Raw genomic sequence first — 17,392 nt, 5'->3', positions numbered from 1 at the left:
AGAAAATGAGTCAAAAAATTAGAATAAAACTAAAATCTTACGATCACAATTTAGTAGATAAATCTGCTGACAAGATTGTAAAAACTGTGAAAAGTACGGGTGCTGTTGTTACTGGACCAATTCCATTACCAACTAACAAGAAAATTTTTACGGTTTTACGTTCTCCTCACGTAAATAAGAAGGCTAGAGAACAATTTCAATTAAGTTCATATAAGAGATTGCTTGATATTTATTCTTCTTCTTCAAAAACAATTGATGCTTTAATGAAGCTTGAATTGCCAAGTGGGGTTGAAGTGGAAATCAAAGTTTAAGTATAAACCTTGATTTACATCCCGAACTTTTGTTTCGGGATCTCAAAGAAAAGAGTTTCCTGCTATCACAGGAAGTAAACATGTCCTGAGCTGCGTGCGAAGGAAAAACGGAAAAATACATTTCAGGGACGAAAGGTATTTTGTCCCTGAGTTTTTTTAAATAATGAGTGTTGAAATATTTTCAACGATTAGTAATAATTAATAAATAATAAATATGTCTGGGTTAATTGGAAAAAAAATCGGTATGACCAGCATTTTCGATGAAAATGGAAAAAACATTCCATGTACAGTAATCGAAGCTGGACCATGTATCGTTACCCAAGTCAGAACCGAAGAAGTTGATGGCTATAAAGCTGTTCAACTTGGTTTCGATGACGCGACAGAAAAAAGCGCTACTAAAGCTGACCAAGGTCATGCTAAAAAAGCAGGGACTTCTGTAAAACGCAAAATCGTAGAATTCAAAGGTTTTGATAAGGAGTACAAATTAGGTGATGCAATAACTGTTGATCACTTTATGGAAGGTGAGTTTGTTGATATATCTGGTATATCAAAAGGAAAAGGATTCCAAGGTGTTGTAAAACGTCATGGGTTTGGTGGTGTAGGTCAATCTACTCACGGTCAGCATAACCGTTTAAGAGCTCCTGGTTCTGTTGGTGCTGCTTCGTATCCTGCTAGAGTTTTTAAAGGAATTCGTATGGCTGGAAGAATGGGTGGAGACTCAGTAAAAGTTGAAAATTTAAGAGTTTTAAAAGTAGTTGCAGATAAAAATCTACTTGTTGTTAAAGGTTGTGTGCCTGGACATAAAAATTCTTATGTAATTATTAGAAAATAATGAAAGTAGCAGTTTTAGATATAAACGGAAAAGATACAGGTAGAAAGGCAGACCTTTCTAAAGATGTATTTGCTATTGAGCCTAATAATCATGCAGTTTATTTGGATGTTAAGCAATATTTAGCAAACCAAAGACAGGGAACCCACAAATCGAAAGAAAGAGCAGAGGTTTCTGGAAGTACTCGCAAGATTAAAAAACAAAAAGGAACTGGTACAGCTAGAGCTGGTAGCATTAAGTCTGGGGTTTTTAAAGGAGGAGGTCGTATGTTTGGTCCTAGACCAAAAGACTATAGTTTTAAACTTAATAAGAATTTAAAACGATTAGCGCGTAAATCTGCCTTAAGTATAAAAGCTGGTGAGCAATCTATTTTAGTGTTGGAAGATTTTAATTTTGATACTGTGAAAACTAAGAATTTTACAGCTATTTTAAAGGCTTTAAACATTGAAAACAAAAAATCTCTCTTTGTGTTGGGTGGGTCAAATAATAATGTATATTTGTCATCGCGCAATTTAAAAAGCTCGGAGGTTATAACTAATTCAGAATTAAACACTTATAAGATTTTAAATGCAAATCAGATAGTGCTTTTGGAAGGAGCTTTAGAAGGAATTGAATTAAATTTAAGTAAATAGAAACGATGAGTATCTTAATTAAACCTATAATCACAGAAAAAGCGACTGCAAATAGCGAGGTGAACAATTGCTATACTTTCGCAGTGAAAACTAAGGCGAACAAGGTAGAAATCAAAAAAGCGGTTGAGGCCACTTATGGAGTTTCTGTTGAAAAAGTTCGTACTATAAATGTCCGTCCAGATAGAAGAACCCGTTTTACAAAAACAGGTATTCAACATGGTAAAACAAATGCTGTTAAAAAAGCAATTGTACAACTGGCGGAAGGTGAAATGATTGATTTATACAGTAACATGTAATTAGACAAAAATGTCAGTAAGAAAATTAAAACCAATCACACCAGGACAGCGATTTAGAGTAGTAAATGGATTTGACGCCATAACTACTGATAAGCCGGAGAAAAGTTTAATTGCTCCGCATAAAAAGTCTGGTGGTAGAAACAGTCAAGGAAAAATGACCATGCGTTATATCGGTGGTGGTCATAAAAAGAAGTATCGTATTATTGATTTTAAAAGAAATAAAACTGGAATTCCAGCTGAAGTTAAAACCATAGAATACGATCCAAACAGAACAGCTTTCATAGCCTTATTGAATTATCAAGATGGTGAGAAAAGATATATTGTTGCTCAAAATGGGTTACAAGTTGGTCAAACTGTAGTGTCTGGACAAGAAGGGATTGCTCCTGAGATAGGAAATGCCATGCCTTTAAGTCAAATTCCATTAGGAACCATTATTTCATGTGTAGAGTTAAGACCAGGTCAAGGAGCTATTATGGCTCGTAGTGCTGGAGCTTTTGCTCAATTAATGGCTAGGGATGGTAAATTTGCTACTATTAAATTACCTTCAGGTGAAACAAGATTAGTACTTGTAAATTGTTTAGCAACTGTAGGAGTTGTTTCTAATTCAGACCATCAATTATTAGTATCTGGTAAAGCAGGTAGAACAAGATGGTTAGGAAGAAGACCTCGTACAAGACCGGTAGTAATGAATCCAGTAGATCACCCAATGGGAGGTGGTGAAGGTAAATCATCAGGTGGACATCCACGATCTAGAAAAGGTATTCCAGCTAAAGGATATAGAACTCGTTCTAAAAAGAATGCAAGTAATAAATATATTGTAGAACGTAGAAAGAAATAAGATATGGCAAGATCATTAAAAAAAGGACCTTACGTTCATTATAAATTAGAAAAAAAGGTAGCTGTAAACATTGAAACTAACAAAAAAACGGTAATTAAAACTTGGTCAAGAGCCAGTATGATTACTCCAGATTTTGTTGGTCAAACAATAGCAGTACACAATGGCCGTCAATTTGTACCAGTATATGTTACTGAAAACATGGTAGGTCATAAATTAGGAGAATTTTCACCGACAAGATCATTTAGAGGTCATGCAGGTGCTAAAAATAAAGGTAAAAAATAGTAAGCAATGGGAAGTCGTAAAAAACAAATGGCAGACGCTATTAAGGAAGGGAAAAAGCAAGTTGCTTTTGCTAAACTTAATAATTGTCCTACATCACCAAGAAAAATGCGTTTAGTAGCCGATTTAGTAAGAGGTGAACGCGTAGAAAAAGCGCTTAGTATTTTAAAGTTCAATTCTAAAGAAGCTTCAGGTAAATTAGAGAAATTGTTATTATCTGCTATTGCAAATTGGCAATCTAAAAATGAATCTGCAAGTATAGAAGATGCTGAACTAATTGTAAAAGAGATTAGAGTTGATGGCGGAGCAATGTTAAAAAGATTACGTCCAGCACCTCAAGGTCGCGCACACAGAATAAGAAAACGTTCTAACCACGTTACATTAGTAGTTGGAGCTAACAATAACACACAAAGCTAAGATAGAAGTATGGGACAAAAAACAAATCCAATCGGAAATCGCTTAGGAATTATCAGAGGATGGGAATCTAACTGGTACGGAGGTAATGATTATGGAGATAAGCTTGCCGAAGACGATAAAATTAGAAAATACGTACACGTACGTTTATCTAAAGCTAGTGTTTCCAGAGTAATTATTGAAAGAACTCTAAAACTTGTAACCGTTACTATCACAACAGCTCGTCCAGGTATCATTATCGGGAAAGCGGGTCAAGAGGTAGACAAGTTAAAAGAAGAGCTTAAAAAGATTACTGGAAAAGAAGTTCAGATTAATATCTTTGAAATTAAGAGACCTGAACTAGATGCATTTTTAGTAGGATCAAGTATTGCGCGTCAAATTGAAAACAGAATTTCATACAGACGTGCTATAAAAATGGCTATTGCTGCTACAATGCGAATGAATGCTGAAGGAATTAAAGTTCAAATTAGTGGGCGTTTAAATGGTGCTGAGATGGCACGATCTGAACACTATAAAGAAGGACGTATTCCTTTATCAACCTTTAGAGCCGATATTGACTATGCTTTAGTTGAAGCACATACTACTTATGGTAGATTAGGTGTAAAAGTATGGATCATGAAAGGTGAAGTATACGGTAAAAGAGATCTTTCTCCACTTGTTGGAATGTCCAAGAAGCAAGGAAAAAGTGGTGGAGCAAATAGTACAGGTCGTCCTGCTAATGGTCCAGCTAAACCTCGTCGTAGAAAGTAATTTTTTATAAAGTAAAGAAAAATGTTACAGCCTAAAAGAACAAAATTTCGTAAAATGCAAACTGGACGTATGAAGGGGATCTCTCAAAGAGGGCATCAACTTTCAAACGGTACTTTTGGTATAAAATCGATCGATTCTAGTTTTTTAACATCACGTCAAATAGAAGCTGCACGTATTGCCGCTACACGTTACATGAAAAGAGAAGGGCAACTTTGGATTAAAATATTTCCAGATAAGCCAATTACAAAGAAACCTCTTGAAGTACGTATGGGTAAAGGTAAAGGTGCCGTTGAATATTGGGTAGCTGTTGTGAAACCAGGAAGAATACTATTTGAAGTGGGAGGTGTGCCACTAGATATCGCTAAAGAAGCGTTACGTTTAGCAGCACAAAAACTACCAGTAAAAACTAAGTTTTTAATCGCTAGAGATTACGAAGCATAATTTATTTGATATTATGAAACAATCAGAAATTAAAGAATTATCTGTAGCTGAGTTACAAGAGAAACTTAGTGAGACAAAAAAGAGTTATTCAGACCTAAAATTGGCTCATGCAATATCTCCTTTAGAAAATCCAATTCAGTTACGTAGTATGAGACGTACCGTAGCTAGAATTGCGACAGAAATAACTAAAAGAGAATTACAATAATTCTGCTGAAAGATGGAAACAAGAAACTTAAGAAAAGAACGTATAGGAGTGGTTACTAGCAACAAGATGCAAAAATCAATTATAGTTGCGGAAGTAAAAAAAGTAAAACACCCTATGTATGGTAAGTTCGTGTTAAAAACAAAAAAATATGTTGCACACGACGAAACAAACGATTGTAATATTGGAGATACAGTAAAGATCATGGAAACAAGACCTTTAAGTAAATCTAAATGTTGGAGATTAGTTGAAATAATTGAAAGAGCTAAGTAATTATGGTACAACAAGAATCAAGACTTAAAGTAGCAGATAACACTGGAGCAAAAGAAGTATTAACAATACGTGTTCTAGGTGGTACTAAAAGAAGATACGCTTCTGTAGGAGACAAAATAGTTGTGTCTATAAAAGATGCTACACCTAATGGTAACATTAAAAAAGGTGCAGTTTCTACGGCAGTAGTAGTTCGTACTGTAAAAGAAGTAAGAAGACCAGACGGATCTTATATAAGATTTGACGATAATGCTTGTGTGCTTTTAAATGCACAAGGAGAAATGAGAGGCACTCGTGTTTTTGGTCCTGTTGCTAGAGAACTTCGTGATAAACAATTCATGAAAATTGTATCATTGGCACCTGAAGTGCTTTAATGAATTTATAAGATGACAAAGCTTAAAATAAAATCCGGAGATACTGTAAAAGTAATTGCTGGAGATCACAAAGGATCTGAAGGTAAAGTACAAAAAGTATTAATAGATAAGAACAAAGCCATCGTTGAAGGTGTAAACTTGGTTAAGAAACATACTAAACCAAGTGCTAAAAACCCACAAGGTGGAATCGTAGAAAAAGAAGCTGCTATTCATATATCAAACTTATCATTGTTAACTTCAAAAGGGGAAACAACCAGAGTTGGATATAGAGTAGAGGGCGATAAGAAAGTAAGATTTTCAACAAAATCTAATGAAGTAATATAGTTATGGCATATTCACCTAGACTTAAAGAAGAGTATAAAAGCAAAGTAATTGCTGCTCTTACAGACGAATTTGGTTATAAAAATGTAATGCAAGTACCTAAACTTGAGAAGATAGTTATATCTAAAGGTGTTGGTGCTGCTGTGGCAGATAAAAAACTAATTGACTACGCACTAGAAGAGTTGGCAAGCATCACTGGACAAAAACCAGTTGCGACTATATCTAAAAAAGACGTTGCTTCTTTTAAATTACGTAAAGGTATGCCAATTGGGGCAAAAGTAACTTTACGTGGAGAAAGAATGTATGAGTTTTTAGATCGTTTGGTTACTTCAGCTTTACCACGTGTAAGAGATTTTAATGGAATTAAAGCTACAGGATTTGATGGAAGAGGTAATTACAATTTAGGAATTACTGAACAAATCATATTCCCTGAGATAAACATTGATAAAGTGAATAAAATCTCAGGTATGGATATTACATTTGTAACGTCTGCTCAGACTGATAAAGAAGCAAAATCATTATTAACCGAATTAGGATTACCTTTTCAAAAGAACTAAGTTATGGCTAAAGAATCAATGAAAGCCCGTGAGGTAAAAAGATCTAAAACAGTAGCTAAATATGCAGCTAAACGTAAAGCTTTAAAAGAAGCTGGAGATTATGAGGCATTACAAAAGTTACCAAAAAATGCATCTCCTATCCGTCAGCATAACCGTTGTAAATTAACTGGTAGACCAAGAGGTTATATGAGAACATTTGGTATTTCTCGTGTGACATTTAGAGAAATGGCTAACCAAGGTTTAATACCAGGTGTAACAAAAGCCAGCTGGTAAAAAAAAAGAATTATAAACTGGTATAAGGTTCAAAAGGAATAGTTCCATTGAAAACCAATACCACAAATTAATAAATATGTATACAGATCCAATAGCGGATTATCTTACTAGAGTTAGAAATGCTATACGTGCTAACCACAGAGTGGTTGAGATACCTGCATCTAACTTAAAAAAAGACATCACTAAAATATTATTCGAGCAAGGATATATTTTGAGTTACAAGTTTGACGATTCAACTGTTCAAGGCACAATTAAAATTGCGCTTAAGTACAACAAGGAGACAAAAGAGCCTGTAATTAAAAAAATTGAAAGAATAAGTAAACCAGGTTTACGTAAATATGCTAGTTCAAAAGAACTACCTAGAATTCTTAATGGTCTTGGTATTGCCATAGTTTCTACTTCTCATGGAGTAATGACAGGTAAACAAGCTAAACAAGAAAATGTAGGTGGCGAAGTAATATGTTACGTTTACTAAAAAGATAAGACATGTCAAGAATAGGTAATAACCCAGTAGTAATTCCTCAAGGCGTTACAGTTGATATAAAAGACGGAATAGTTACAGTAAAAGGAAAATTGGGAGAATTAACCCAAAATTTCGATTCTGTAGATATTAAAGTTGAAGATGGTAATGTTTTAGTAACGCGTTCTTCTGATACAAAAGATCAAAAAGCAAAACATGGTTTGTATAGATCATTAATGCTTAATATGATAAAAGGTGTTTCACAAGGATGGACTAAACAATTAGAATTGGTAGGTGTAGGTTACAGAGCTTCAAACCAAGGACAAAAATTGGATTTGGCTTTAGGATTTTCTCATAATATCATATTAGAAGTAGCTCCAGAAGTAGTTGTAGAAACCATTTCTGAAAAAGGAAAGAATCCCATTGTAAAACTAACATCGTTTGATAAACAACTTGTTGGTCAAGTAGCTGCAAAAATTCGTGATTTTAGAAGACCAGAACCATACAAAGGAAAAGGAATTAAGTTTGTAGGCGAGGTATTGAGAAGAAAAGCAGGTAAATCAGCTTAATAATTTAGTTATGGCATTAACAAAACACAAAAGAAGAATAAGAATTAAAAGCAGAATTCGTAAAATAGTTTCTGGAACAGAAGCTAGACCAAGATTATCTGTTTTTAGAAGTAATAATGAGATTTATGCTCAAATAGTAGATGACGTTTCTGGTAAAACTATCAGTGCAGCATCTTCAAGAGATAAAGATATTAATACAGCTAAAGTTAATAAAACTGAAGCAGCTGCATTAGTAGGTAAAGCTCTTGCTGAAAAAGCTTTAAAGGCAGGTATAGAAACAATCTCTTTTGATAGAGGTGGCTATTTATATCATGGTAGAGTAAAATCGTTAGCTGAAGGAGCTAGAGAAGCAGGACTTAAATTCTAAGAAATTATGTATCGTAAATACAAAAGCGCAGAGTTAGTAAAACCAGGTGGATTAGATCTTAAAGATCGTTTAGTTGGTGTACAAAGAGTTACCAAAGTAACTAAAGGTGGTAGAGCATTTGGTTTTTCAGCAATCGTTGTGGTTGGTGATGAAGCCGGTGTAGTAGGTCAAGGTTTAGGAAAATCTAAAGACGTTGCCAGTGCTATTGCAAAAGCAGTAGAAGATGCTAAGAAAAACTTAGTTCGTATCCCTTTAAAGGGTAAATCATTACCACATGAGCAAAAAGGTAAATATGGTGGAGCTAGAGTAAACATTATTCCTGCTGCACAAGGTACTGGTGTAATTGCTGGTGGAGCTGTTAGAACAGTTTTGGAAGCAGTTGGTGTTCATGATGTATTATCAAAATCCCAAGGATCTTCAAATCCTCATAATGTAGTAAAAGCAACATTTGATGCTTTATTACAATTGAGAGATGCTAGTGTTATAGCTAGAGATAGAGGTATTTCACTTGATAAAGTTTTTAACGGTTAATAAAACGATAAAGATGGCAAAAATTAGAGTAACAAAAATAAAAAGTGCAATCAATCGTCCGCTAAGACAAAAAAGAATATTAGAATCTTTGGGTCTTAGAAAAATTGGTCAAGTTGTAGAGCATGATGCCTCACCAAGTGTACTTGGTATGGTAAACAAATTAAATCACTTAGTTTCTGTTGAAGAAATTAAATAATAAATACTGAAAATGGATTTAAGTAATTTAAAACCTGCAGAAGGTTCAGTTAAAAATCAAGGTAAAAGAATAGGTAGAGGACAAGGTTCTGGAAAAGGTGGTACGGCAACAAAAGGTCACAAAGGAGCTAAATCTCGTTCTGGTTATGCTAAGAAAGTTGGATTTGAAGGAGGGCAAATGCCACTTCAAAGACGTGTACCTAAATTTGGTTTTACAAATATCAACCGCGTTGAGTATCAAGGAATCAATTTAGATACTTTACAAAATTTAGTTGATGAAAAAAAGATTAAAGATACAGTAGATTTTGAAACCTTATTTTCTAACAGATTAGCTGGTAAAAATGATCTAGTTAAAATATTAGGAAGAGGTGAACTAAAAGCAAAATTAAAAGTATCTGCTCATAAATTTACTGCTTCAGCAAAAGCTGCTATTGAAGCCGCAGGAGGAGAAGTTGTAACTTTATAAGACCTAACTATACATATGAAATTTATAGAATCGATAAAAAATGTTTGGAAAATTGAAGAACTAAGAAACAGAATCATAGTTACACTTGGTATTCTTTTAGTTTATCGTTTTGGCTCACATGTAACCATACCTGGTATTGATGCAACTCAATTAAACGGTTTGGATTCTAGTACAAGTTCAGGTTTATTAGGATTACTTAGTGCTTTTACGGGAGGTGCATTGTCTAGAGCTTCTGTATTTGCGTTAGGGATTATGCCATATATCTCGGCTTCTATTGTGGTGCAATTAATGGGTATAGCTATTCCTTATTTGCAAAAGCTACAAAAAGAAGGCGCTAGTGGTCAAAAGAAAATAAATCAAATAACTCGTTGGTTAACCATTGGAATTTGTTTATTACAAGCACCAGGTTATTTAGCAAGTTTGCCAGCGTTAGGTGTTCCGCAGACCGCTTTTTTATTAGGTACTGGATTTTCATTTTACTTTTCATCAGTTGCTATTCTAGTTACAGGCTGTATTTTTGCTATGTGGTTAGGAGAGAAAATTACTGATAAGGGTATCGGAAATGGAATTTCATTGTTAATTATGGTGGGTATTATTGCAAGAATGCCAGCAGCATTTGTACAAAATTATGCATCAAGAATTGAAGGTGGAGGAAATGGTGGTTTAATGATGGTGCTAATAGAAATAGTTGTTTGGTTCGTTATCATATTAGCAGCAATTATGCTTGTTATGGCAGTTAGAAAAATAGCTGTTCAATATGCTAGAAGAACTGCTACTGGAAGTTATGAGAAGAATGTTATGGCTGGATCAAGACAATATATTCCATTGAAGTTAAATGCTTCTGGAGTTATGCCAATCATATTTGCACAGGCTATTATGTTTGTTCCTAATTTAATTGGAAAGTCATCATTTTTGAAAGACACAGGAGTAGGCTCTTGGTTACAAACTAATTATGCTGATATTTTTGGTTTGGCTTACAATATTACATTCGCTATATTGATTATAATATTTACTTACTTCTATACCGCGATTACAGTACCAACGAATAAAATGGCTGATGATCTAAAACGAAGTGGCGGTTTTATTCCAGGCATTCGTCCAGGCTCTGAAACTTCAGAATATCTAGACAAGATAATGTCACAAATAACATTACCTGGATCTATATTTTTAGCGTTAATAGCTGTGTTCCCAGCATTTATAGTTAAAATTATGAATGTACAACAAGGATGGGCCTTATTTTTTGGTGGAACTTCACTAATCATTTTGGTTGGGGTGGCTATAGATACTATGCAACAAGTCAATTCTTACTTGTTAAATAGACACTATGATGGCTTGATGAAAACAGGTAAAAATAGAAAAGCTTTAGCTTAATATTTACAATGGCAAAACAAGCAGCAATAGAACAAGATGGAACCATAATAGAAGCATTATCCAATGCTATGTTCCGTGTTGAATTAGAAAATGGTCATATAGTGACTGCGCATATTTCTGGTAAGATGCGTATGCATTACATTAAATTATTGCCAGGAGATAAAGTTAAATTGGAAATGAGCCCTTACGATTTGTCTAAGGCTCGCATAACTTATAGATATTAAAAGATTAAGTTGTAAGTAATAAAGTATGAAGTTGTAAAGTAATATAGCAGCTTTTAAGCTTTTTAGCTTTAAACTTTTAAAACTAAACAAAAGATGAAAGTAAGAGCATCAGTTAAAAAAAGAAGCGCAGATTGTAAAATAGTGCGCAGAAAAGGTAGACTTTACGTAATAAACAAAAAGAATCCTAGATTCAAACAAAGACAAGGGTAATTATGGCAAGAATTGCAGGTGTAGACATACCAAAAAACAAAAGAGGAGTTATCGCTTTAACTTATATCTACGGAATAGGTAAAAGCAGAGCCCAAGAAATTTTAGCAACTGCTAAAGTAGACGAAAGTATTAAAGTTCAAGATTGGAATGACGATCAGATTGGAAACATTCGTGATGCAGTTTCTGCCTTTACAATTGAAGGTGAATTACGTTCTGAAACTCAATTAAACATTAAGCGTTTAATGGATATTGGATGTTATAGAGGAATTCGTCATAGATCTGGTCTTCCATTAAGAGGACAACGTACTAAAAACAACTCTAGAACAAGAAAAGGTAGAAGAAAAACAGTTGCTAACAAGAAAAAAGCAACTAAATAATAATTAATATTTAGTCTTTAGTATTTAGACGTTGGAAGGAATCTGTTTGAAATTATAAAGGTTTAGGATTCTAGCGACTATCAACTAACAACTGAAAACTAGAAAATATGGCAAAAGCAAGTACAAAAAAACGTAAAGTTATTGTAGATTCTATTGGTGAAGCACATGTTAATGCATCATTCAATAATATCATTATTTCACTTACCAATAAAAAAGGAGATGTTATTTCATGGTCTTCTGCAGGTAAGATGGGATTTAGAGGTTCTAAGAAAAACACACCTTATGCAGCTCAATTAGCGGCAGAAGATGCTTCGGCAGTAGCTTTAGAAGCAGGATTAAAGAAAGTAAAAGTATACGTTAAAGGTCCAGGAAATGGTAGAGAATCTGCTATTAGATCTATTCATAATGCAGGTATAGAAGTAACTGAAATTATTGATGTTACTCCATTACCACATAATGGATGTCGTCCTCCAAAACGTAGAAGAGTATAGTTTTATATTCAATAAAATAAATAAAATTAATATCATTTGTTTTAATGCAATTGGTATTAATTTTGTTTGTACATTTGCAAACTGAAAAATTTAACAAGTATCAACAAGAGATCAACGATTATCGAAGGATAAGATTAAGACCTTAATTCATAATCACTCTTAAAAACAATTTAAAATGGCAAGATATACTGGTCCTAAAACTAAAATAGCTCGTAAATTTGGTGAAGCTATTTTCGGAGAAGATAAATCTTTTGAAAAAAGAAATTACCCTCCAGGTCAACACGGTGCTAACAAACGTCGTGGAAAAAAATCTGAATATGCAATTCAATTGCAAGAAAAGCAAAAAGCTAAATATACCTATGGTGTATTGGAGCGTCAATTCAGAAATATGTTTAAGAAAGCTAGAGCAGCTCAAGGTATCACAGGTGAAGTATTATTACAACTTTGCGAATCTAGATTAGACAATGTGGTTTTTAGAATGGGAATAGCTCCTTCTAGAAGTGGTGCAAGACAATTAGTATCTCACAGACACATTACGGTAAATGGTGAATTGGTAAATATACCATCATATCAATTACATGCTGGAGATGTTGTTGCAGTAAGAGAAAAATCAAAATCGCTTGAAGCAATTGATAGATCTTTATCAAATTCAAGTCAAGTATACGAGTGGATCACTTGGAATAATGACACTAAACAAGGGACTTATGTTTCTGTTCCTGCTAGAATTCAAATTCCAGAAAACATAAACGAACAATTCATCGTCGAATTATATTCAAAATAATAAATTAATAACATTGGTATTTGGCCAAAGGGTTTATTCGTACTTCTTCAAACTTATAAACCGCGCAACTAAATAACAATTAAAACGAAGAAAAAAGTATGGCAGTATTTAATTTTCAAAAGCCCGACAAAGTCATCATGATTGATTCAACAGATTTTGAAGGGAAATTCGAATTTCGCCCTTTAGAACCTGGATATGGATTAACAGTAGGTAATGCACTAAGAAGAGTTTTACTTTCTTCTTTAGAAGGATTCGCTATTACATCAGTTAGAATTGAAGGTGTAGACCATGAGTTCTCAGCAATTGCGGGTGTGGTTGAAGATGTTACGGAAATCATATTAAATCTAAAGCAAGTACGTTTTAAAAGACAAATAGAAGATATCGATAATGAATCTATTTCAATTTCAATATCTGGTCAAGAACAAATATTAGCTGGAGATTTCCAAAAATTTATTTCAGGATTCCAAGTGTTAAATACAGAGTTAGTAATCTGTAATTTAGACCCTAAAGTGAACTTCAATATGGAGATTACTATTGAAAAAGGTAGAGGTTATGTTCCTGCAGAAGAAAATAAGAAAGCTGCTGCACCAATAGGGACTATTTTTACGGATTCAATTTATACGCCAATAAAAAATGTTAAGTATAGTATTGAAAACTATCGTGTTGAACAAAAAACGGATTATGAAAAATTAGTTTTTGAAATCATTACCGATGGATCAATAACACCTCAAGATGCTTTAACTGAAGCTGCTAAAACATTAATTCACCACTTCATGTTATTCTCTGATGAGCGTATCACTTTAGAGGCTGATGAAATTGCTCAAACTGAAACTTATGATGAAGAATCACTTCACATGAGACAGTTGCTTAAAACGAAGTTAATTGATATGGACTTATCTGTTCGTGCTCTTAACTGTTTAAAAGCGGCGGAAGTTGATACTTTAGGCGACTTAGTATCTTTCAATAAAAATGATTTGATGAAATTCAGAAACTTTGGTAAAAAATCTTTAACAGAACTTGAAGAACTTGTTCATATTAAAGGTTTAAACTTTGGAATGGATTTAAGTAAATACAAATTAGATAAAGATTAGAGGATTTTAGATTTACGAATTACGATTTTAGAATTTTAAATACCGTAATTTATAAATCGTAATGCGTAAATAAATTAACCCATCATAGTTTGCTCCCTTAAACATAGGTATAGAAGCAAGATGATGATAAAAAAAATGTCATGAGACACGGAAAAAAAATAAACCACTTAGGTAGACAAACAGCTCACAGAAAATCAATGTTGGCTAATATGGCTTGTTCTTTAATAGAGCATAAACGTATCAACACTACGGTTGCAAAAGCAAAAGCTTTAAAGCAATTTGTTGAGCCAATAATTACTAAATCTAAAGAAGATACTACGCATAATAGACGTGTTGTTTTCAGTAGATTAAGACAAAAAGAAGCTGTTGCTGAGTTATTTAGAGGTGTAGCTGCTAAAGTGGCTGATAGACCAGGAGGTTACACGAGAATTATTAAACTTGGTAATCGTTTAGGTGATAATGCAGATATGGCTATGATTGAACTTGTTGATTATAACGAAATCTATAACGCAGCTAAGCCAGAGAAGAAAACAACTAGAAGAAGTAGACGAGGAGGTGCTAAGCCTGCTGCTGCTCCAGTTGTAGAAACAAAAGCGACAAAAGAAGAAGAGGAATAAATGTTAAAAACATTTAAAATATAAAGGATAAACTATTTTAGTTTATCCTTTTTTTTATGCAATTTTGTAAAACTTTTTTAGGAAATGAAACCATCCATAACCCATAATTTATTAGAAATAGACAAAAATCATATGGTGGTAACATGTGACAATTTTAAAAAAATATAAGCGAACACATGAAATATCAAAAACGACAAAAGGCCATCATTCTTCTAGCGGATGGTACAATTTTTTACGGTAAAGCAGTTGGAAACAAACAAGGATCATCATTTGGGGAAGTGTGTTTCAATACAGGAATGACTGGTTACCAAGAAATTTTTACAGATCCTTCATATTATGGTCAATTAATGGTAACTACCAATGCACACATTGGAAATTATGGGGTAAATGCAGAGGAAGTTGAGTCTGATTCTATAAAGATAGCAGGCTTAATATGTAAAAATTTTAGTTACGAATATTCAAGAGTTGATTCTGAAGGTTCATTGGAATCATTTTTAGATAAAAACAATCTGTTAGCTATTTCAGATGTAGATACCAGAGCTTTGGTAAGCTATATTAGAGATAATGGGGCTATGAATGCGGTTATTTCAACAGAGGTGGATAATATTGAAGGTTTGAAGAAGCAACTTTCTGAAGTGCCAGATATGAATGGTTTAGAATTGGCTTCAAAAGTGTCGACTAAAGAGCCTTATTATTTTGGCAATGAAAATGCAACCTATAGAGTGGCGGCGTTAGATATTGGTATCAAAAAAAATATACTTAGAAATATAGCAAAGAGAGATGCATATATTAAAGTGTTTCCATACAATGCAAAGTTTGAAGATTTGGAAGCTTTTAAACCTCATGGTTATTTTTTGTCAAATGGGCCAGGGGATCCAGAACCTTTAGTGGAAGCTCAAGAATTAGCAAAAGAGATTATTAAAAGAGATTTGCCATTATTCGGTATTTGTCTTGGTCACCAAGTCATTGCCTTGGCAAATGGCGTTTCTACATATAAAATGCACAATGGACATAGAGGCATAAACCATCCTGTAAAAAATTTAAATACAGGAAAAGGTGAGATAACATCTCAAAATCATGGTTTTGCGGTTAATAGAGAAGAGGCTGAAGCACATCCAGATTTGCAAATCACACATGTTCATTTAAATGACCACACCGTTGCTGGATTATCTATGAAATCTAAAAATTGCTTTTCGGTTCAATATCATCCGGAAGCAAGCCCTGGACCTCATGATTCATCATATCTCTTTGATCAATTCATAGAAAATATAAAAAAAGTGAACCTTTAAAAATAAGTTTATTTTAAGGATTATAGTTACTAAAACGTTATAGGCGTAATTTTAATAAATTCTTTGATAACATCATAAATTAAAGAGGATTTAACCGTAAATTTGAAGTATAAAAGTTTTAAAAATAACTAATTATGAGTGCAATAATAAATATACACGCAAGACAAATTCTTGATTCGAGAGGAAATCCAACTGTAGAAGTTGATGTAGTAACAGAAAATGATATTTTAGGAAGAGCTGCAGTGCCTTCTGGAGCTTCAACTGGTGAACACGAAGCAGTAGAATTGCGTGACGGTGGAAAAGCATATATGGGTAAAGGGGTTTTAAAAGCAGTAGATAATGTCAACTCAATTATCGCACAAGAATTATTGGGTATGTCTGTTTTTGAACAAAACCTTATTGATAAAATCATGATTGATTTAGATGGGACTCCAAATAAATCAAAATTGGGTGCTAATGCTATTTTAGGTGTTTCTTTAGCCGTTGCTAAAGCAGCAGCAGGAGAATTGAACATGCCATTATATAGATATGTAGGTGGGGTTTCTGCAAATACACTTCCTGTACCTATGATGAATATCATCAATGGAGGTTCACATAGTGATGCGCCAATTGCGTTTCAAGAATTTATGATTATGCCCGTTAAAGCTAAAAACTTTACACACGCCATGCAAATGGGAACAGAGATTTTCCATAATCTTAAAAAAGTGTTGCATGACAGAGGTTTAAGTACAGCCGTTGGTGATGAAGGTGGTTTTGCTCCAACATTAGCAGGTGGTACAGAAGATGCTTTAGACTCTATTAAATTAGCTGTAGAAAAAGCTGGATATACATTTGGTGGTGATGTTATGATTGCATTAGATTGTGCTTCTGCTGAATTTTATGTTGATGGAAAATATGATTATACCAAATTTGAAGGTGATAAAGGTAAAGTAAGAACTTCTGCTGAGCAAGCTGACTATTTAGCTGAATTAGTGGCAAAATATCCAATTATATCTATTGAAGATGGTATGGATGAAAATGATTGGGAAGGTTGGAAATTATTAACTGATAAAATAGGTGATAAAGTCCAATTAGTTGGAGATGATTTGTTTGTTACTAATGTAGAGCGTTTATCAAGAGGTATTGAGCAAGGAATTGCAAATTCTATTCTTGTCAAAGTGAACCAAATAGGGTCTTTAACAGAAACCATTGCTGCCGTAAACATGGCTAAAAATGCTGGTTATACATCTGTAATGTCTCACCGTTCTGGAGAAACTGAAGACAATACGATTGCGGATTTAGCAGTGGCTTTAAATTGTGGGCAAATAAAAACAGGTTCGGCCTCAAGAAGTGATCGTATGGCTAAATACAACCAATTACTTCGTATTGAAGAAGAATTAGGAGAAACTGCTTATTTCCCTCAAGAAAAAGCGTTTAAAGTAAAATAACATTTCGGTTTAAATATGATTAAAAAAGGTGATTGTTTCTTAATAATCACCTTTTTTAATTCATCATTTTTAATAATATAATAATTGCTAAATCCTAGCATAAATTAGCTTTAATAATCATGAGATATTTCGTAAATTA

31 protein-coding genes are annotated in these 17,392 nt (G+C 33.6%); all 31 read left to right on the top strand.

Features of this window, described 5'->3' with window-relative positions:
* Positions 1 to 5 precede the first annotated feature (5 nt).
* Positions 6 to 311, top strand: coding sequence for a 30S ribosomal protein S10 (rpsJ, locus tag DKT72_RS13435; protein ID WP_111309258.1), 306 nt, complete (start codon positions 6 to 8; stop codon positions 309 to 311).
* A gap of 214 nt (positions 312 to 525) precedes the next feature.
* Positions 526 to 1,143 carry a 50S ribosomal protein L3 gene (gene rplC / locus DKT72_RS13430; protein WP_111309257.1) on the top strand — a complete coding sequence of 206 codons (618 nt, stop codon included), beginning with the start codon at positions 526 to 528 and terminating at the stop codon, positions 1,141 to 1,143.
* The gene (gene rplD, locus DKT72_RS13425) at positions 1,143 to 1,772 is read left to right on the top strand and encodes a 50S ribosomal protein L4 (RefSeq protein WP_111309256.1); all 630 of its coding nucleotides are present in this window, start codon (positions 1,143 to 1,145) and stop codon (positions 1,770 to 1,772) included. The genes rplC and rplD overlap by 1 nt, the downstream gene beginning before the upstream one ends.
* Before the next feature lie 5 nt (positions 1,773 to 1,777).
* Complete coding sequence (gene rplW, locus DKT72_RS13420; RefSeq protein WP_111309255.1) at positions 1,778 to 2,068, top strand: 50S ribosomal protein L23; 291 nt, start codon at positions 1,778 to 1,780, stop codon at positions 2,066 to 2,068.
* Between the two features lie 10 nt (positions 2,069 to 2,078).
* Positions 2,079 to 2,906, top strand: coding sequence for a 50S ribosomal protein L2 (rplB, locus tag DKT72_RS13415; protein WP_111309254.1), 828 nt, complete (start codon positions 2,079 to 2,081; stop codon positions 2,904 to 2,906).
* A 3-nt stretch (positions 2,907 to 2,909) separates the two neighbouring features.
* Positions 2,910 to 3,188 carry a 30S ribosomal protein S19 gene (gene rpsS / locus DKT72_RS13410; RefSeq protein ID WP_111309253.1) on the top strand — a complete coding sequence of 93 codons (279 nt, stop codon included), beginning with the start codon at positions 2,910 to 2,912 and terminating at the stop codon, positions 3,186 to 3,188.
* Positions 3,189 to 3,194: 6 nt separating this feature from the next.
* Positions 3,195 to 3,602 carry a 50S ribosomal protein L22 gene (gene rplV, locus DKT72_RS13405; RefSeq protein ID WP_111309252.1) on the top strand — a complete coding sequence of 136 codons (408 nt, stop codon included), beginning with the start codon at positions 3,195 to 3,197 and terminating at the stop codon, positions 3,600 to 3,602.
* 9 nt (positions 3,603 to 3,611) lie between these two features.
* Positions 3,612 to 4,349, top strand: coding sequence for a 30S ribosomal protein S3 (gene rpsC / locus DKT72_RS13400; RefSeq protein ID WP_111309251.1), 738 nt, complete (start codon positions 3,612 to 3,614; stop codon positions 4,347 to 4,349).
* A 21-nt stretch (positions 4,350 to 4,370) separates the two neighbouring features.
* Positions 4,371 to 4,790, top strand: a complete 420-nt coding sequence (gene rplP, locus DKT72_RS13395; protein ID WP_100610629.1) for a 50S ribosomal protein L16 — start codon at positions 4,371 to 4,373, stop codon at positions 4,788 to 4,790.
* 13 nt (positions 4,791 to 4,803) lie between these two features.
* Positions 4,804 to 4,995: a 50S ribosomal protein L29 gene (rpmC, locus tag DKT72_RS13390; RefSeq protein ID WP_111309250.1), complete on the top strand. Its 192-nt coding sequence runs from the start codon at positions 4,804 to 4,806 to the stop codon at positions 4,993 to 4,995.
* Between the two features lie 12 nt (positions 4,996 to 5,007).
* Complete coding sequence (gene rpsQ, locus DKT72_RS13385) at positions 5,008 to 5,265, top strand: 30S ribosomal protein S17 (RefSeq protein WP_111309249.1); 258 nt, start codon at positions 5,008 to 5,010, stop codon at positions 5,263 to 5,265.
* A gap of 2 nt (positions 5,266 to 5,267) precedes the next feature.
* A complete protein-coding gene (gene rplN, locus DKT72_RS13380) occupies positions 5,268 to 5,636 on the top strand; it encodes a 50S ribosomal protein L14 (protein ID WP_100610627.1) in 369 nt (122 codons plus the stop codon).
* 12 nt (positions 5,637 to 5,648) lie between these two features.
* On the top strand, positions 5,649 to 5,960 hold the full coding sequence (gene rplX, locus DKT72_RS13375; protein ID WP_111309248.1) for a 50S ribosomal protein L24: 312 nt from the start codon (positions 5,649 to 5,651) through the stop codon (positions 5,958 to 5,960).
* A gap of 2 nt (positions 5,961 to 5,962) precedes the next feature.
* Positions 5,963 to 6,514 (top strand): 50S ribosomal protein L5, encoded by a 552-nt coding sequence (gene rplE, locus DKT72_RS13370; protein WP_111309247.1) that lies wholly within the window; start codon positions 5,963 to 5,965, stop codon positions 6,512 to 6,514.
* A 3-nt stretch (positions 6,515 to 6,517) separates the two neighbouring features.
* Entirely contained in the window at positions 6,518 to 6,787 is a 270-nt protein-coding gene (gene rpsN / locus DKT72_RS13365; protein ID WP_100610624.1) for a 30S ribosomal protein S14, read from the top strand.
* A gap of 76 nt (positions 6,788 to 6,863) precedes the next feature.
* The gene (gene rpsH / locus DKT72_RS13360; protein WP_100616318.1) at positions 6,864 to 7,262 is read left to right on the top strand and encodes a 30S ribosomal protein S8; all 399 of its coding nucleotides are present in this window, start codon (positions 6,864 to 6,866) and stop codon (positions 7,260 to 7,262) included.
* A gap of 11 nt (positions 7,263 to 7,273) precedes the next feature.
* Positions 7,274 to 7,816, top strand: a complete 543-nt coding sequence (gene rplF, locus DKT72_RS13355) for a 50S ribosomal protein L6 (RefSeq protein ID WP_111309246.1) — start codon at positions 7,274 to 7,276, stop codon at positions 7,814 to 7,816.
* Between the two features lie 10 nt (positions 7,817 to 7,826).
* Complete coding sequence (rplR, locus tag DKT72_RS13350) at positions 7,827 to 8,183, top strand: 50S ribosomal protein L18 (RefSeq protein WP_111309245.1); 357 nt, start codon at positions 7,827 to 7,829, stop codon at positions 8,181 to 8,183.
* 6 nt (positions 8,184 to 8,189) lie between these two features.
* Entirely contained in the window at positions 8,190 to 8,714 is a 525-nt protein-coding gene (gene rpsE / locus DKT72_RS13345; protein WP_111309244.1) for a 30S ribosomal protein S5, read from the top strand.
* A gap of 13 nt (positions 8,715 to 8,727) precedes the next feature.
* Complete coding sequence (gene rpmD / locus DKT72_RS13340; protein WP_111309243.1) at positions 8,728 to 8,910, top strand: 50S ribosomal protein L30; 183 nt, start codon at positions 8,728 to 8,730, stop codon at positions 8,908 to 8,910.
* A gap of 12 nt (positions 8,911 to 8,922) precedes the next feature.
* Positions 8,923 to 9,375, top strand: coding sequence for a 50S ribosomal protein L15 (gene rplO, locus DKT72_RS13335; protein ID WP_111309242.1), 453 nt, complete (start codon positions 8,923 to 8,925; stop codon positions 9,373 to 9,375).
* A 15-nt stretch (positions 9,376 to 9,390) separates the two neighbouring features.
* The gene (secY, locus tag DKT72_RS13330; protein WP_111309241.1) at positions 9,391 to 10,746 is read left to right on the top strand and encodes a preprotein translocase subunit SecY; all 1,356 of its coding nucleotides are present in this window, start codon (positions 9,391 to 9,393) and stop codon (positions 10,744 to 10,746) included.
* Positions 10,747 to 10,754: 8 nt separating this feature from the next.
* Positions 10,755 to 10,970 (top strand): translation initiation factor IF-1, encoded by a 216-nt coding sequence (gene infA, locus DKT72_RS13325; protein WP_028289261.1) that lies wholly within the window; start codon positions 10,755 to 10,757, stop codon positions 10,968 to 10,970.
* Positions 10,971 to 11,063: 93 nt separating this feature from the next.
* Positions 11,064 to 11,180 (top strand): type B 50S ribosomal protein L36, encoded by a 117-nt coding sequence (gene ykgO / locus DKT72_RS13320; protein WP_013305171.1) that lies wholly within the window; start codon positions 11,064 to 11,066, stop codon positions 11,178 to 11,180.
* Positions 11,181 to 11,182: 2 nt separating this feature from the next.
* Complete coding sequence (rpsM, locus tag DKT72_RS13315; RefSeq protein WP_100610616.1) at positions 11,183 to 11,557, top strand: 30S ribosomal protein S13; 375 nt, start codon at positions 11,183 to 11,185, stop codon at positions 11,555 to 11,557.
* A gap of 107 nt (positions 11,558 to 11,664) precedes the next feature.
* The gene (gene rpsK, locus DKT72_RS13310) at positions 11,665 to 12,048 is read left to right on the top strand and encodes a 30S ribosomal protein S11 (protein WP_111309240.1); all 384 of its coding nucleotides are present in this window, start codon (positions 11,665 to 11,667) and stop codon (positions 12,046 to 12,048) included.
* A gap of 175 nt (positions 12,049 to 12,223) precedes the next feature.
* Entirely contained in the window at positions 12,224 to 12,829 is a 606-nt protein-coding gene (gene rpsD / locus DKT72_RS13305; protein ID WP_111309239.1) for a 30S ribosomal protein S4, read from the top strand.
* A gap of 98 nt (positions 12,830 to 12,927) precedes the next feature.
* Positions 12,928 to 13,920, top strand: a complete 993-nt coding sequence (locus DKT72_RS13300; RefSeq protein ID WP_111309238.1) for a DNA-directed RNA polymerase subunit alpha — start codon at positions 12,928 to 12,930, stop codon at positions 13,918 to 13,920.
* Between the two features lie 140 nt (positions 13,921 to 14,060).
* Complete coding sequence (rplQ, locus tag DKT72_RS13295) at positions 14,061 to 14,537, top strand: 50S ribosomal protein L17 (protein ID WP_111309237.1); 477 nt, start codon at positions 14,061 to 14,063, stop codon at positions 14,535 to 14,537.
* Between the two features lie 176 nt (positions 14,538 to 14,713).
* Positions 14,714 to 15,826, top strand: a complete 1,113-nt coding sequence (gene carA, locus DKT72_RS13290; protein WP_111309236.1) for a glutamine-hydrolyzing carbamoyl-phosphate synthase small subunit — start codon at positions 14,714 to 14,716, stop codon at positions 15,824 to 15,826.
* 134 nt (positions 15,827 to 15,960) lie between these two features.
* Positions 15,961 to 17,253 carry a phosphopyruvate hydratase gene (gene eno, locus DKT72_RS13285; RefSeq protein WP_111309235.1) on the top strand — a complete coding sequence of 431 codons (1,293 nt, stop codon included), beginning with the start codon at positions 15,961 to 15,963 and terminating at the stop codon, positions 17,251 to 17,253.
* Positions 17,254 to 17,392: the final 139 nt, after the last annotated feature.

The organism is Confluentibacter sediminis (assembly GCF_003258355.1).
GTDB classification, from domain to species: Bacteria; Bacteroidota; Bacteroidia; order Flavobacteriales; family Flavobacteriaceae; genus Confluentibacter; species Confluentibacter sediminis.
The sequence above is the reverse complement of the archived record's forward strand: the minus strand, read 5'-3'. Positions and strand labels throughout refer to the sequence as shown.

What these genes read in the sequence shown, in the direction of transcription:
- rpsJ (WP_111309258.1), top strand. Translation starts at nt 6, where the DNA reads ATGAGTCAAAAAATTAGAATAAAACTAAAATCTTACGATCACAATTTA.
- rplC (WP_111309257.1), top strand. Translation starts at nt 526, where the DNA reads ATGTCTGGGTTAATTGGAAAAAAAATCGGTATGACCAGCATTTTCGAT.
- rplD (WP_111309256.1), top strand. Translation starts at nt 1,143, where the DNA reads ATGAAAGTAGCAGTTTTAGATATAAACGGAAAAGATACAGGTAGAAAG.
- rplW (WP_111309255.1), top strand. Translation starts at nt 1,778, where the DNA reads ATGAGTATCTTAATTAAACCTATAATCACAGAAAAAGCGACTGCAAAT.
- rplB (WP_111309254.1), top strand. Translation starts at nt 2,079, where the DNA reads ATGTCAGTAAGAAAATTAAAACCAATCACACCAGGACAGCGATTTAGA.
- rpsS (WP_111309253.1), top strand. Translation starts at nt 2,910, where the DNA reads ATGGCAAGATCATTAAAAAAAGGACCTTACGTTCATTATAAATTAGAA.
- rplV (WP_111309252.1), top strand. Translation starts at nt 3,195, where the DNA reads ATGGGAAGTCGTAAAAAACAAATGGCAGACGCTATTAAGGAAGGGAAA.
- rpsC (WP_111309251.1), top strand. Translation starts at nt 3,612, where the DNA reads ATGGGACAAAAAACAAATCCAATCGGAAATCGCTTAGGAATTATCAGA.
- rplP (WP_100610629.1), top strand. Translation starts at nt 4,371, where the DNA reads ATGTTACAGCCTAAAAGAACAAAATTTCGTAAAATGCAAACTGGACGT.
- rpmC (WP_111309250.1), top strand. Translation starts at nt 4,804, where the DNA reads ATGAAACAATCAGAAATTAAAGAATTATCTGTAGCTGAGTTACAAGAG.
- rpsQ (WP_111309249.1), top strand. Translation starts at nt 5,008, where the DNA reads ATGGAAACAAGAAACTTAAGAAAAGAACGTATAGGAGTGGTTACTAGC.
- rplN (WP_100610627.1), top strand. Translation starts at nt 5,268, where the DNA reads ATGGTACAACAAGAATCAAGACTTAAAGTAGCAGATAACACTGGAGCA.
- rplX (WP_111309248.1), top strand. Translation starts at nt 5,649, where the DNA reads ATGACAAAGCTTAAAATAAAATCCGGAGATACTGTAAAAGTAATTGCT.
- rplE (WP_111309247.1), top strand. Translation starts at nt 5,963, where the DNA reads ATGGCATATTCACCTAGACTTAAAGAAGAGTATAAAAGCAAAGTAATT.
- rpsN (WP_100610624.1), top strand. Translation starts at nt 6,518, where the DNA reads ATGGCTAAAGAATCAATGAAAGCCCGTGAGGTAAAAAGATCTAAAACA.
- rpsH (WP_100616318.1), top strand. Translation starts at nt 6,864, where the DNA reads ATGTATACAGATCCAATAGCGGATTATCTTACTAGAGTTAGAAATGCT.
- rplF (WP_111309246.1), top strand. Translation starts at nt 7,274, where the DNA reads ATGTCAAGAATAGGTAATAACCCAGTAGTAATTCCTCAAGGCGTTACA.
- rplR (WP_111309245.1), top strand. Translation starts at nt 7,827, where the DNA reads ATGGCATTAACAAAACACAAAAGAAGAATAAGAATTAAAAGCAGAATT.
- rpsE (WP_111309244.1), top strand. Translation starts at nt 8,190, where the DNA reads ATGTATCGTAAATACAAAAGCGCAGAGTTAGTAAAACCAGGTGGATTA.
- rpmD (WP_111309243.1), top strand. Translation starts at nt 8,728, where the DNA reads ATGGCAAAAATTAGAGTAACAAAAATAAAAAGTGCAATCAATCGTCCG.
- rplO (WP_111309242.1), top strand. Translation starts at nt 8,923, where the DNA reads ATGGATTTAAGTAATTTAAAACCTGCAGAAGGTTCAGTTAAAAATCAA.
- secY (WP_111309241.1), top strand. Translation starts at nt 9,391, where the DNA reads ATGAAATTTATAGAATCGATAAAAAATGTTTGGAAAATTGAAGAACTA.
- infA (WP_028289261.1), top strand. Translation starts at nt 10,755, where the DNA reads ATGGCAAAACAAGCAGCAATAGAACAAGATGGAACCATAATAGAAGCA.
- ykgO (WP_013305171.1), top strand. Translation starts at nt 11,064, where the DNA reads ATGAAAGTAAGAGCATCAGTTAAAAAAAGAAGCGCAGATTGTAAAATA.
- rpsM (WP_100610616.1), top strand. Translation starts at nt 11,183, where the DNA reads ATGGCAAGAATTGCAGGTGTAGACATACCAAAAAACAAAAGAGGAGTT.
- rpsK (WP_111309240.1), top strand. Translation starts at nt 11,665, where the DNA reads ATGGCAAAAGCAAGTACAAAAAAACGTAAAGTTATTGTAGATTCTATT.
- rpsD (WP_111309239.1), top strand. Translation starts at nt 12,224, where the DNA reads ATGGCAAGATATACTGGTCCTAAAACTAAAATAGCTCGTAAATTTGGT.
- DKT72_RS13300 (WP_111309238.1), top strand. Translation starts at nt 12,928, where the DNA reads ATGGCAGTATTTAATTTTCAAAAGCCCGACAAAGTCATCATGATTGAT.
- rplQ (WP_111309237.1), top strand. Translation starts at nt 14,061, where the DNA reads ATGAGACACGGAAAAAAAATAAACCACTTAGGTAGACAAACAGCTCAC.
- carA (WP_111309236.1), top strand. Translation starts at nt 14,714, where the DNA reads ATGAAATATCAAAAACGACAAAAGGCCATCATTCTTCTAGCGGATGGT.
- eno (WP_111309235.1), top strand. Translation starts at nt 15,961, where the DNA reads ATGAGTGCAATAATAAATATACACGCAAGACAAATTCTTGATTCGAGA.